The following is a 13,099-nucleotide window of genomic DNA, read 5'->3' on the forward strand; positions in this document are numbered from 1 at the left end:
CTCCTTCTGACGCTACTTCTGGGCACCGGCGGCGGCCGGACCGCTCTGCCGCGCGACGTTCTGGGTGGCGCTGGCCCCCGCGCCGATCGCCTGGTTGCCGATGATGCTGGTCCCGCCCTGCTGGATGACCCCCTGGTTGAGGATGGTCTGCTGCTGGGCGCGGAAGTCGGTGGTGTCGTAGCCGCGTGCGTCGAGGAACTCCCGTATCGCGGCGAGCGTGTGGCGTTGCACGGCCGAGGTGACCCGGTTGGCGTCCACGACCTGGAAGTAGTTCTGGTAGACGGGGCTCGTCGCGATCTCCCGCATGCTCATCCGGGCGCCGTAGTCGAACACGGGGTCCTGTTGCATGGCGGTCAGTTCGTCCGCCATCCGCCGGGTGCGCCGCGCCTCGAAGCGGGCCTGGCGCAGTGCGCGGGAGGGCGCGGCGAAGAACGCCGGGCCGGTGCGGTCCAGGCCGTCGGCCAGCAGTCCGCGCTGGCGTTCCGGGGTGAGCGGGTCCCGCAGCCGGTCCACGACGTGGTAGAGGGCGCCCACCGGGCCGAGCACATGGTTGCCGCAGTACAGGTGCAGGGTTCTGCCCTCGGTCGAGAAGTGCAGGAACACGCTGGGCACCACGTCGTCGCCCCACAACGGCACATGGACCGCCAGATGGTGGCGTACCGCGCCCGTCGGCCGCAGCATGATCTTCTCGACCGTCTCGGCCGACAGCCGCATGGCCGGTGTCAGGCCGGCGGTCGTCATGAACCGGGGGTCGTCGCCGATGGTCGTACCGTCCACGAACACCCGGTCCTCGATGGTGAGGGACCCGAGGGATTCGGCGGACGCCGAACGCGCCGGGGACACGGGGTACTTGGGGGACTTCGGGGTGTCGTCCACTGTCCCGGCGCCGTCGCGCGCGGCGACCGTGCGCAGGTGTTCGCGTACGTGGGCGACGAGTTCGACGACGTCGAAGGGGACCGGCCCGCCGGACCGCGGGCTCTTCTCGACGCGGTCGTCCGAGGGCAGCAGCGGTACGGCGATCGACCAGTTGGAGGCGGCCGTGGAGTAGCCGACGAACGGTCTGTACCCGCTGTAGACGGTGACGTTGCCGTCCCGTGCCTCCTTGACGACCGCCATCCGGTTGACGATCCACTGCTTCAGGGGCAGCGCCGGCAGCCGACGCCGGGCGAACGCGGCACGGGTCATCGTGGTGCGCAGCAGCTGGTCGACGGCGAGTTCGTGCCGTACGACCGTCACGTACGCGAACACCACCGCGCCGACGGACGCGAGGACGGCCGGGATCCCGCCCAGGTAGGCGCCGAGCAGCCAGCTGATGAACCCGGGGACGGGCAGGGACGCGATGGTGGAGCCGAGGGGGAAGGAGAAGGGCACGACGACCGCGGCGGTGACGACCGTGCTCACCAACGCCCTGTTGCCGGGCTGGCGTTGGCCCCGGGTGGCGAGGCTCTCCCGGGAGCGGCCGAGGCTCGAGGTGAACGCCAGGAACATCGCGCAGAACAGCAGCCACAGAGGCGCGACCACCCCGACGACCGCGAACGCCCCCGCGAGTCGCAGGTCGCGTTGGCGGCGGATCTCCTGTGCGGCCAGGCAGTGGTGGGCCACCGCCACCAGGTCGACGCCGGGCGAGGGCGCCACGGCGCTGACCTCGTCGGCGAGCACCTGCTCCACCACCCGGTCGGCGAACTCCTCGTCGACGTAGGCCGCGGCGCACAGATACCGGGTGACATCACCCGGCACGCTCCCGACCGGCATGTTCGCCCGCAGGGTCGTCGTCATGGCGGCATCTCCCTTTCTCGGACGGAACAGCGTCTTGGTGGCGCCCGCAGACCCGGTGGTGTGCACGCGCGGCAGGCCGACGGTCAGGAGCGCGAGAAGGACGCCGCTCATCAGGCCGAAGGAGAGGGCGGAGTGCAGGAGTTCGTAGCGCAGTCCGGCGGTCGACAGGCCCAGTCCGTCGACGAAGTTGTCCAGCATCCACCAGCGCACCAGGGAGACGACCACCGACACCAGCACCCCGGCGAGGAGGCAGCGACCCCAGCCGGACGTCCCCCGGGCCCGCGACCGCGACAGCGCCCACGCGAGCCCGACGAGCAGCAGTACGACGCTGATGTTCTGGATGACCAGCATGTTCGAGCCGGCGTAGTCGATGTACGTGTCGGTGGAGAAGTCCCACCTCGGGACGAACAGGCCCTCGGCCAGCCAGCGCGTGGTCTCGCTCTCGAGGTGGGCCATGTAGAGGTCGTGCGCGCGGTCCTGGCCCCAGGGACTGCCCACGACGAGAAGGATCAGGCACAGCAGTGCGATGCGTGTGCCCGAGGACGATCTGCCCCCGGACGCACTCCGTCGAGACATGAACACGTGGCGTTCCCCCCGTCGCCTGCCCCCGCGACCTGTGGCCGCACCTTATGGCTATCCCCTCTCGAAAGGGAGCGGAACCCGTGAACCGGCTTACCTCGTACGGCAGTTGCGCAACAACGAGGAGTCCCGTCCGGACGGTGGTGAACCGCCACGAACGGGACTCGACGTACGGCCCGAAGGACTACTTGGTGGTGAGGTAGGCGCGGTCGATCGTCTGGACCAGCGTGTTGCCCGCCCGGTCGGTCAGTTTCGCGCGCAGGGAGACGGAGCCGGCCGTGGCCGGGTGGGTCAGCGCCAGGTGCGTACCGCCGACGGCCCTGGCGTGCTGCCAGGTGGCGCCGTCGTCGTACGAGACCTCGAAGGCGAGCTTCGCGGGCCGCTGTCCGGCCGCCGCGCCCTCGACGGTGAACGGCACCGAGAACGGCTTGCCGGCCTTCGCCGTGCTGGACAGGCTCAGTTCGGGCGAGAAGCGGACCACCGACAGGGGCAGCCGGGTCGACTCCTCCTCGGGGGTGGTGGCCGAGCGGAAGGTCCACTCGGCACGCACGCGCGTGCTGACCGGATACACCGCGGGGTCACGGGAGTTGTCGACCGTCAGCCGGTACGTGGTGTCCTCGGCCGGAACCGTGTACTCGGTGAGGTCCACGCTCGGGGGCGTGTCGTAGTTGTCGGGGATCTCCTTGCCGTTCGCCTCCAGTTTGGCGCTCACCGCGGTGTAGCTGCTGATGCCCCAGTGCCCGGCGCCGTCGCCGAACAGCGGTACGAAGGCCCTGATGACGTTGCCGTACCGCACGACTCCGGGGAGTGCCCGATCCGGTCCGGGGCTGTCCGCGGGCTGTGCGACCGGGCCGAAGACACCGACGTTGAACCGCTCGGTGTAGTTCTGCCCGGCCTTCCAGGTCCGCGGGAGCCGCATCAGGAAGTTGTCCCAGACCTTGTCCTCGCCCTCGCCCTGTACCTGCCAGGCGCGGAAGGACCACTTGACGCCGTTGTCGAGGACGTAGTCCGTGGTGCGCAGCGGCAGCTCGCCACGAAGGTCGTGGTCGGTGAAGATCAGGTCGCCGTCGGGGGTGTGCGGCGCCACCTCGACCTGGACACGCCTGCCCGCGACGGGCGCGCCCGCCTGGAGGTCGACCTTGGCGAGTTGACCGCGCTTGACGTCGGCGGCGAAGCCGTCCAGCCGGCCCGGGCGGTTCCAGCCCAGGTGGTAGGTGACCGGGCGGCCCTGGGCGTCCTCGCGGGTCCAGTCCCCGGCGAACACGGCGTACGCCTGGCCGGCGGCAGGATCGGGTCCGAGCTGGCCGACCCGCGAGCCCGCGAAGGTCGGCATGAGGTACTGGATGAGGGACGGGTTCAGGCCCGCGCCCCGCTCCTGCCGGAAGACGACCGTGGCCTCGGTGTTCTCGGCCGCCGCGTCGGGCACGGTGATGTCCACCGGCCGTGCCTGCCGGGCGTCGACGGTGACGGTGGTGTCCCTGTCGAGCGTCAGCTTCGGCTGGACCAGCATGGCGTGGGTGGGGGACTCGACGGACGGGTGGATCACCCCGTCGAGGGTGTAGTCGCCCTTCGGCAGCCGCACCGTGAGCTCGCCGTCCTTCTCGTCGGCGTAGCTGGCGTAGAAACTGCCGTCGAAGTCCGAGACGGTGGTGGCGGCGTCGCCGACCGGCTCGCCGTTCTCGTCGAGGTGCTTGAGCGTCAGGCTGTACGACTCCACCTCGCGCTCCACGCCGACCGCGGTACGCACCCGCACCTTGCCGTCGGCCGAGACCGCCTCCACCGAGCCCCCGAAGGAGCCGTCGGCGGTGCCGGCGCGGGTGTCGGCGGTGACCGAGGCGCTCGCCACGCCGCCCGCCGGGACGGTGACCCGCTGCGGTGACACGGCGAACATGCCCTCGGCGGCGGGCTTGCCGTCCACCGAGGCCGCGTCGACCGACAGATCGAGGGTGACCGGCTGCGTACCGAGGTTGCGGTACGTCACCTGCTTGGTCGCCGGGACGTCGTCGCCGTGCGGCCACTGCTGGACACCGAAGTCGAGCGGCTGCTGCTCGGTGACGACGTTCTGCTCCAGCGCCCGCACCAGGTCGGTACGGCCCGTTCCCTGCTGGAAGGAGCTGTACGAGGCCGGCTTGGCTGAGCCCGTGAGGACCGCCTTGATGCGCTCGCCGGTCCAGTCGGGATGCTGCTGGGCGAGGAGCGCGGCGGCGCCCGCGACATGCGGGCTCGCCATGGAGGTGCCGCTGATGGTGAGGTAGCCGGGGATGTCGGAGGGGAACCACTCCTCCAGCTTGCTGCCGGCGGCCGCGGCGGCCGTGATGTCGACGCCGGGGGCGGTCAGATCGGGCTTGACCCCGCCGTCGCCGACCCGGGGGCCACGGCTGGAGTCGACGGCGAGGGCGTCCGTCTTGTCGACCGAACCGACGGTGAGCGCGGCATCCGCGCTGCCCGGCGAGCCGACGGTGTGCTCGCCGGCCTCGCCCTCGTTGCCGGCCGAGATGACGAAGAGGGTGTCCGACTCGGCGGAGAGCCGGTTGACCGTCTCCTCCAACGGGTCGATGCCGGGCATGTCCTGGCCGCCGAGGCTCAGGTTGGCGACATCGGCGCCCTGTGCGACCGCCCACTCCATGCCCGCGATGATCCCGGAGTCGTAGCCGCCGCCGTTGTCGTCGAGGACCTTGCCGTTGAGGATCTTCGCTCCGGGGGCGACGCCCTTGTACTTCCCTGCCGCCTTGGCTCCCGTGCCGGCCGTGATGGACGCCACGTGGGTGCCATGGCCGAACTTGTCGCCGGCGCCGGACGCGGAACCGGTGAAGTCCTGCTCGGCGATCACCTGGGTGGTGAGATCGGGATGGCCCGTGTCGATTCCGGTGTCCAGTACGGCGATCTTGATGCCGGTGCCGTCGTAACCGGCGGCCCAGGCGGTGGGCGCGCCGATCTGCGGCACGCTCTTGTCGAGGCTCGCCTTGCGCCTGCCGTCGAGCCAGAGTTTCTCCACGGCGGTGGCGGCGGTGAACTCCGTCGCCCCGTCGTTCGTCGGGTTCGCGCCCGTCACGGCGTCCCAGAACGCGGCGCCCCGCTTCTTCGCGGAACGCACCGCCTTGCCGTTGACGACCGGCAGCGCCCGGCCGATCTTCGCCCCGGCCCCGGTGAGCGGGGCCATCGAGGGCGCCTTCTTCCCCCGGAAGGTGACGATCAGCGGTACGTCGCCCCGGCGGGCGTCGTCGTAGCCGTCGGCGACCAACTGGGTGACGTCGAACAGGCGGGCGTCCAACCTGCCCTGTGCCAGCAGCAGTTCGGCGTCGCCGGGGACTACCTGGGTGTGTCCGGCGACCACCCGGACGGAGAACAGCACCTTCTCCCGGCCCTCGGCGCGGACCACGCCGGTGACCTTTCCGGCGCCGTCCAGCATGACCTGGTCACCGGTGACCAGGGTCACCGTCCTGACGGTCTTGGCCGTGCCGAACGTCTCGGCCGCCTTGGCCGCGTCGGCGATCCTGACGGTGGTCGCGCCGGTCGCGCCGCTCGTGTCCTGGGCCTCCGCGCCCGGCACTCCGGCCAGCAGAAGGGCCGTGGAGGCCACCCCGGCCGCCACTGCCGCACGTTTCGGTCTCGTACGTAACTCCACCTGAACTCCTGACACTTCGGCATCGGACGGGGGCCGTCGTGCGTGCTTTCGACGGCTGCGCCTAGAGACGAGCCGGGGTGCCGTCGGGTTGGAACAAGGATCCGGGTGGTTTCCGAGGGGAGGACCGGTGAACGACTCGGCCCGGAATCCCCTCCTCCACCATTCGGCCAGTACAGAGACGGTTTCGGTCCTCGGGTCCCGGCCGTTCGGCCGATGTGCCGATGGCCGTCGGGGCAGCAGATTGGGCTCACCGGTCCCGCGTGGCTGCGCGGACGGCAGGGACGGAAGAGGAGGCGGCCATGACGAAGGCACCAGCACGCGCAGGGCGCACGAACCGGCATCTGACCCTGGTCACGACGGCGGCCGTGGCCGCGCTGATCGCCACGCGGTGGCTCGCGTCGGTGGCGGGCCTCGGGGCCCACTGACCGTGCCGAACCCACGAGGACACCACAGCGAAGGGAAAGCGGGACGGTATGACGATTCGGTGAGTGTCGTCGACGACCAGGACATGGTTCTCCGCGCTCGCGCTCGCGCCGGCCTGTGTGCGGTGCGGGGCGGCGATCCTGCTGCGGGACCGGCTCGACGGGCTGCCGCGACGTGGGCGCGGACTGTGGGCGGGGTCGTGCCGTCAGCCTTTCCGCATTTCGCGGATCGGGTGCGGGTGGGGGGAGCGGCGGTCCGCCGGGCGGCCGTCGAAAACGCGTCGGCCGCCCGGCCTCCTCACAACTGGCTCAAAGCTGACTCATTGCCGGCTCGCTCGGCGTCAGCCGAATACCTGCACCCACGAACCGTCGGCGTAATTCGGGTCGATGTTCCCCGCGTCGTATCCCATACCGGTCCGGGTGTAGCCGCAATTGAGGATGTTCGCGCGATGGCCGGAACTGTTCATCCACCCGTAGGTCGGGTTGTTCACCACGCCGTTCGGGTCGCCCGCGAAGCCCATCATGATGTTCTCGCCGACGCCGCCGCGGGTGTAGCCCGCGTCCTTGGCCCGGTCGGAGGGGGTCTTTCCAGCGGTCGAGGTGTGCGAGAAGTGGTGGGTCGACACCATCTCGGCCGCGTAGTTGTGGGCGGCCTTCTGCAGGCTCGCGTCGATCACCAGTGCCGCGCAGCCGTTGGCGGTCCGCTGCGCGTTGACGTTGTCGAACGCCTGCTTCTCCAGCGCGGTCAGCGTTCCGGTGTCGACCGGCGTGGGCGGTGTGGCCGGTGCGGCCGGGTCGATCCCGCTCCACCGCTGGTTGCCGCCCCCGTTGCAGGACCACAGCTGGATCGGGGTGCCGTTGGTGACGCCCAGATTGTCCGCGTCGAGGCACAGGCCAAGCCCGGCGTTCTTGACGGTGCCTCCGGAGACGACGTCCCACTTCTGGGTGGCGGCGCCCGTGCACTCCCGTATGACGACGGGTGTGCCGTTGGCGGCGCTGCTGTTCTCACTGTCCAGGCACCTGTTTCCGAAGACGCCCAGCGTCTTGGCTTCGGTGTCGTAGGACCACTGCTGGTTGCTGCCGCCGTTGCAGTCCCACAGCGTGAGTTTGGTACCAGGTTCGACCTTTCCGCCGGGGACATCCAGACATCGCCCGGAATCAGCTCCCCGAAGGGCGGCGGTCGAGACGGCGGCCGATGCCGCCGGGGTGAATATCGCGGCCCCGGCGGCTATCAGTCCGAGAGACATCACTGCCAACCCGCATCGCGCGGACCGGGATTTATAACGATGAGTAGCCATTCGGAAACTCCTTGCCTGAGAGCGACTCGGCGCGCACTTCCTGCCGACGTCGGGGTCAGGCTAGAGCACACGCCGAACAAACTCTCCCCGCATCCGAATTCACCGAAAGGAGGCCTTGTTCCCAGTAGTGCATTTTATTGTGCGTCGGCAATGTCCGGCATCAGACGTCGAAATCATGATCGCGGGTCTCGGGCAGAGCCAGCAGACACAGGAGGCTCAGCAGACAGAGGCCACCGGTGTAGAAGCCGAGGACCAGCGGTGATTCCCAGTGGCTGTTCAGCCAGGTCGCGACCGACGGGGCGAACCCCCCGCCGAGGGTGTTGGCCAGGATGAACGCGGCCGAGGCGCCGGTGTAGCGCAGCCGGGCCGGGAACAGCTCCGGGAGGAAGGCCGCCACCGGGGAGAACATCAGCGCGAGGAACATCAGGCCGACCGTGTAGGCGCCGGTGATCACCAGCCCGTCGCGTGAGCTGAGCGAGGCGTACATGGGCACCGCCCACACCACGCAGCCGACGGCCCCGGCCAGCATCAGCGGGCGCCGGCCGATCCGGTCGGACAGCCTGGCGACCGGGACGGTGATGGCGATTCCGGCCGCGGCGCCGATGCTCGCGGCGGTCAGCATCGTGTTCCGGGGGATGCCGAGTTCCTGCGGGCCGTACGAGAGGCTGTAGACGATCGTCAGGTAGTAGACGGCGGAGCCGCCGAGCGCCGCGCCGGTGCCGAGCAGGAGCCGGCGGGGGTGCTCCCTGAGGATCGCGCCCAGCGGAAACCGGGGCGCCGACGACGTCGGCTCCGGCGTGCGCGCCTTCGCGGTGAAGACCGGGGACTCGGACACCGTCGTACGCACCCACAGGCCGACCGCGACGAGGACGGTGCTGAGCAGGAACGGGATGCGCCAGGCCCAGTCGGTGAAGGCCTCCATGCCCACGAGGTTCATGGTGGGGAGGATGACCGCGGTGGAGAGCAGGAAGCCGAGCGAGGGGCCGGCCTGCGGGATGGACGCGTACAGCGCGCGGCGGCCGGGCGGCGCGTGCTCGGCGGCGAGCAGCACCGCCCCGCCCCACTCGCCGCCCATGCTGACGCCCTGGAGCAGACGGAGCGTCACCAGGAGTACGGGGGCGAGGAGGCCGGCGGTCTCGTACGTGGGCAGCAGGCCGACGCCGACCGTGGCCACGCCCATCAGCAGCAGCGACACGACCAGGGCCCGTCTTCGGCCCAGCCGGTCACCGATCGTGCCGAACAGGACGACGCCGAGCGGTCTGGAGAGGAAGGCGGCGGCGAAGGTGAGGAACGCGGCGAGGGTGGAGAGGGTCGGGTTCCCGGAGGGGAAGAAGGCGGGGCCGAGGACGAGTGCGGAGGCGGTTCCGTACACGGCGAAGTCGTAGTACTCGATCGTCGTGCCGACCAGGCTGGCGACGGCGACCTTCGGGGCCTCGGTCTTCGCCGTCCGGGGCAGTGACGCGTGCAATGTCGGTAATTCAGGCATGGGGGGTCACTTCCGGGTCCTGTGGGGGAAGGGAAGTCACCCTAATCATCGAATTTGAATTTCGACAAGAAGCCCACAGCAATGCCGGGGGCAGAACGCCCCAACGCGCATAGAATGCACGAACAGTACGCGCAGACGGAGTCAACCCCACGTAAGCTGTCAATCTGCTGTCAATATTCATTCCGTGCGCCGTATATTAATTTTCCCACCGCCGTACCTTGCCAAGCGGGGTGCGGCTCGGAAATGCTCATGAACGCTTCACTTGAAAGTTCTACAACCATCGTTTTTCGGACACGGAGAATCGCAACGGATGTCGCGATTCGGCTTTCGCAAATACGGCCCGCAGGCCGGGAAGGCTCATTACCCATGCTGAAAACCGGCAAGCAATTACGGCTGAGGCGACTTTCGCTCGCGGGTGACGACCGCCATCTGCTCGTCCCGCTCGACCACAGCGTCTCGGACGGTCCGATCGTCCCCGCCGACAAGTGGGACGACCTGCTGCGGGCGCTCGTGACCGGCGGGGCCGACGGGATCATCGTCCACAAGGGGCGCGCCCGTACCTTCGCGCCGGACATCCTGAAGAGCTGCGCGCTGGTGGTGCACCTGAGCGCCAGCACCTCCTGCTCCGCCGACGTCCACGCGAAGGTGCTGGTCTCCGATGTCGAGGAGGCGCTGACCCTCGGCGCGGACGCGGTCAGCGTTCATGTGAACATCGGCTCCGACACGGAGGCCCAGCAGCTGGCCGACCTGGGGGCGGTGGCCCGCTCCTGCGACGCGTGGGGCATGCCCCTGATCGCGATGGTGTATCCGCGCGGCCCCCGGATCGAGGACCCGCGCGATCCGGCCCTTCTCGCGCATCTGGCCAATGTCGCCGCGGATCTGGGCGCGGACATGGTGAAGACCTCCGTGGCCCTGCCGGTCGACCGGATGGCCGAGGTGGTGGCGAACAGCCCCATTCCCGTCCTCGCGGCCGGCGGCCCACCGGACGGCTCCGACCTCGTGGAGTACGGCGCCGCAGTGATGGCCAGCGGCTGCCGGGGCCTGGCCGTCGGACGCCGGATCTTCTCCTCGCCCACGCCCGCCGCACTGGTGTCCCGGCTCTCGGCGGTCGTGCACGGCGAGCACACCGACCTCTCGAATGACATGCGCATGGCTAATTACTCGACGATCGTGGCAGGAGTGGCATGAGGTTCGCATGGATCGACCTGCGTGAGGTTCCCCGTCCGCAGCTCCAGGCGGTGGTGGACGCGGCGATACACGCCCGGATGGCGGGAGTCGTGGCCACCGACGCCGAGTTGCTCGGGACCCTGCCCCCGACGGTCACCCGGGTCCTCGCGGCGGGAGGGCCGGCCCCGGCACCGGCCGTGCGGAAACTCAGCGAGAAGGAGACCAAGGACGCGAAGGAGGCGAAGGCTTCGGAGAAGGACGCCAAGTCACCTTCTTCGACCGGGAGTTCACCCGCCGACAGCGGATTCGACGTACTTCTGCGGAAGTTCGGCGTCCAGGACGAGCTGGACGCCCTCGCCGCGGACCACCGCGCCGGTGGCACCCCCGTCTCCGGCTTCATCGACGTACGGGACGACCGCACCCTCCAACTGTCCTGCGCGGGCGCCATGGTGCTGCCCTACACGGTCATCCACTTCGCCGACCCGACGAAGATCCCGCTGGAGATCGTGCTCGCCGCGGCCGAGTCCGCCGAGGGCAAGCTGGTGACGGTCGTCGACGGCCTCGAGGAGGCGGCCATCGTCTTCGACGTGCTGGAGCGCGGCTCGGACGGCATTCTCTTCACGCCCCGCAGCGCCGACGACGTGTTCGCGCTGGCCAGGCTGCTGGAGGCGACGACACCCCAGCTCGAGCTGTCCACCCTGACCGTGGAGAGCATCCGGCACGTCGGACTCGGCGACCGGGTCTGCGTGGACACCTGCTCGCACTTCGAGGAGGACGAGGGCATCCTCGTCGGCTCCTACTCCTCCGGGTTCGTGCTGTGCTGCAGCGAGACCCACCCCCTGCCCTACATGCCGACCCGCCCGTTCCGGGTCAACGCCGGCGCCCTGCACTCGTACACGCTCGGCCCCGACAACCGGACCAACTATCTCAGCGAGGTCGGTTCGGGCAGCGCGCTGCTCGCCGTCGGCGCCGACGGGCGCACCCGGCGGGTCGTCGTCGGACGGGCGAAGCTCGAGTCCCGGCCGCTCCTCGAGATCCGCACCCACGCCGAGGACGGCCGGCTGGTCAGCCTGACCGTGCAGGACGACTGGCACGTACGGGTGCTGGGCCCGGGCGGGAAGGTCCTCAACGTCACCGAGTTGCAGACCGGCGACGAGTTGCTCGGCTATCTGGCCGCCGACAAGCGCCATGTGGGCCTGCCCATCGGCGAGTTCTGCAAGGAGGTCTGAGGCCCGATGGACGAACTCGACGACCCCGGGCGGGATCTCGCCGCCCTGGTCCAGAAATCGTTCGACGCGCACGACGACCGACTGCCCTACCTGACGCACCAACAGGAGATGCTCACACGCGGCGAGTTACGGGACCGGGTGGCCAAACAGGCCGCCGTCTTCGCCGGATACGGCATCGGGCCCGGCAGCACCGTGGGGCTGCGGACGCCGCCCAGTTTCACGCAGCTCGAGGTACTGCTCGCCCTGTGGCGGCTCGGAGCACAGGTGATGCTCTTCGACTTCCGGCTCAAACCGCCGGAGGTGGCGGCACTGTGCGGGACCTGCCGGCCGCAGTTCATGGTCAGCGCCGGTTCCAACGTCCGGGCCACGTTCGGTTTCCGGTCCGAGTACGAGGTCGTCACCGAGCGGCGCGCAGGCGGGCAGGCGGCCACCACCGGGCACCGCCTCGTCCAGTTCAGCTCGGGCTCCACCGGACGGCCGAAAGTCATCGGTCGGACCGCCCGGTCCCTCGCCGCCGAGGTGGACCGGTTCGCCGGGGTCCCGGGTATGCCAGTGGCGGGCGACCGGCTGCTGCTGCTCAGTTCGACGGCGCACAGCTTCGGTCTGATCGGCGGCCTGCTGCACTCCCTCGCCGCCGGCGTCTCCGTCGTCTTCGCGCCCCGCGTCTTCGCCCGCGACATCCTGCGGACCGCCCTGGAACACCGGATCACCGCCCTGTTCGGCGTACCGACGCACTTCGAACTGCTCGCCGCCGCCACCGATCCCGCCGCGCTGCCCGACCTGCGGATCGCGGTGTCGGGCGGCGAGATCATGCCGCCGCGGGTAGCGGCGGACTTCACCCAGCGGTACGGCGTCGGGGTCGGGGAGGCGTACGGGACCACGGAGACCGGCATCGTCGCCATCGACGTCGGCGGCACCCTGCGCCCCTCGGTCGGCCGGGCGGCGCCGGGCGTGTCGATCCGCGTACGGCGCGACGAACTGGACGTCGCCCTCGACGAGTCGCCCTACCTCTTCGACTCCGGCGGTGCCCAGTACACCGACGGCTGGCTCCACACCCGGGACCGGGCCGCGCTGGACGCGGGCGGCGCGGTGGTGGTGCGGGGGCGCGCGGACTCCCTCGTCGTGATCGGCGGCCTCAAGGTGGACCTCACCGAGGTGGAGAACGTGCTGCGCGAGCACCCGGCCGTCGAGCAGGCGGTCCTCGTCCACGAGGAGATGACCGAGGCGTACGTCGCGGTGCGCGCGGGCTCGGAACCGCCTTCCGCCGAGGACCTGTTGCGCTGGTGCAGGGAGCGCCTGGCCGACTACAAGGTGCCCCGAGTCGTACGGCTGCTGGATGCGCTGCCGCGCACGTCCAACGGGAAGTTGGTCCGGCAGGCAGCTCTGCTGCGGGGGGCCGGGTAAGGCGCTTCCGCAGGTTGTCCTTTTGTCTGCGGGCCTGTTGTAGCTGGTCGCGCCCACGCGGCGGAGCCGCAAATGTCACAGCCCCGCGCCCCTGTCGGGGCGCTTTACTCCAC

General features: G+C 70.1%; 8 protein-coding genes. 4 read left to right on the top strand and 4 right to left on the bottom strand.

Going from position 1 to position 13,099, the window contains the following annotated elements; all coding sequences use genetic code 11:
- Nucleotides 1–12: 12 nt before the first annotated feature.
- Nucleotides 13–2,274: a hypothetical protein gene (locus tag PV396_RS18410; RefSeq protein WP_319205851.1), complete on the bottom strand. Its 2,262-nt coding sequence runs from the start codon at nucleotides 2,272–2,274 to the stop codon at nucleotides 13–15.
- Between the two features lie 265 nt (nucleotides 2,275–2,539).
- A complete protein-coding gene (locus PV396_RS18415; RefSeq protein WP_319205852.1) occupies nucleotides 2,540–5,947 on the bottom strand; it encodes a S8 family serine peptidase in 3,408 nt (1,135 codons plus the stop codon).
- 332 nt (nucleotides 5,948–6,279) lie between these two features.
- Here PV396_RS18415 and PV396_RS18420 point away from each other — a divergent pair, with 332 nt between their 5' ends.
- Nucleotides 6,280–6,405, top strand: coding sequence for a hypothetical protein (locus PV396_RS18420; protein WP_319205853.1), 126 nt, complete (start codon nucleotides 6,280–6,282; stop codon nucleotides 6,403–6,405).
- A 338-nt stretch (nucleotides 6,406–6,743) separates the two neighbouring features.
- Here PV396_RS18420 and PV396_RS18425 read toward each other — a convergent pair whose 3' ends face one another.
- Nucleotides 6,744–7,649 (bottom strand): ricin-type beta-trefoil lectin domain protein, encoded by a 906-nt coding sequence (locus PV396_RS18425; RefSeq protein WP_319205854.1) that lies wholly within the window; start codon nucleotides 7,647–7,649, stop codon nucleotides 6,744–6,746.
- A gap of 211 nt (nucleotides 7,650–7,860) precedes the next feature.
- The gene (locus tag PV396_RS18430; RefSeq protein WP_319205855.1) at nucleotides 7,861–9,186 is read right to left on the bottom strand and encodes an MFS transporter; all 1,326 of its coding nucleotides are present in this window, start codon (nucleotides 9,184–9,186) and stop codon (nucleotides 7,861–7,863) included.
- 366 nt (nucleotides 9,187–9,552) lie between these two features.
- Here PV396_RS18430 and PV396_RS18435 point away from each other — a divergent pair, with 366 nt between their 5' ends.
- The 3 genes from PV396_RS18435 to PV396_RS18445 are packed head-to-tail and all read left to right on the top strand — an operon-like array spanning nucleotide 9,553 to nucleotide 12,986.
- A complete protein-coding gene (locus tag PV396_RS18435) occupies nucleotides 9,553–10,374 on the top strand; it encodes a 2-amino-3,7-dideoxy-D-threo-hept-6-ulosonate synthase (protein ID WP_319205856.1) in 822 nt (273 codons plus the stop codon).
- Nucleotides 10,371–11,582 (top strand): 3-dehydroquinate synthase II family protein, encoded by a 1,212-nt coding sequence (locus PV396_RS18440; RefSeq protein ID WP_319205857.1) that lies wholly within the window; start codon nucleotides 10,371–10,373, stop codon nucleotides 11,580–11,582. Before PV396_RS18435 ends, PV396_RS18440 begins: the two co-directional genes overlap by 4 nt.
- Nucleotides 11,583–11,588: 6 nt before the next feature.
- Nucleotides 11,589–12,986, top strand: a complete 1,398-nt coding sequence (locus tag PV396_RS18445; RefSeq protein ID WP_319205858.1) for a fatty acid--CoA ligase family protein — start codon at nucleotides 11,589–11,591, stop codon at nucleotides 12,984–12,986.
- The last annotated feature ends 113 nt before the right edge of the window (nucleotides 12,987–13,099 follow it).

Origin of the sequence: Streptomyces sp. ME02-8801-2C, from assembly GCF_033793965.1 — a bacterium.
Lineage (GTDB): Bacteria > Actinomycetota > Actinomycetes > Streptomycetales > Streptomycetaceae > Streptomyces.

Bases quoted from the DNA above. Each gene is read 5' to 3' on its own strand.
- PV396_RS18420 (WP_319205853.1), top strand. From the start codon at position 6,280: ATGACGAAGGCACCAGCACGCGCAGGGCGCACGAACCGGCATCTGACC.
- PV396_RS18425 (WP_319205854.1), bottom strand. From the start codon at position 7,649: ATGTCTCTCGGACTGATAGCCGCCGGGGCCGCGATATTCACCCCGGCG.
- PV396_RS18430 (WP_319205855.1), bottom strand. From the start codon at position 9,186: ATGCCTGAATTACCGACATTGCACGCGTCACTGCCCCGGACGGCGAAG.
- PV396_RS18435 (WP_319205856.1), top strand. From the start codon at position 9,553: ATGCTGAAAACCGGCAAGCAATTACGGCTGAGGCGACTTTCGCTCGCG.
- PV396_RS18440 (WP_319205857.1), top strand. From the start codon at position 10,371: ATGAGGTTCGCATGGATCGACCTGCGTGAGGTTCCCCGTCCGCAGCTC.
- PV396_RS18445 (WP_319205858.1), top strand. From the start codon at position 11,589: ATGGACGAACTCGACGACCCCGGGCGGGATCTCGCCGCCCTGGTCCAG.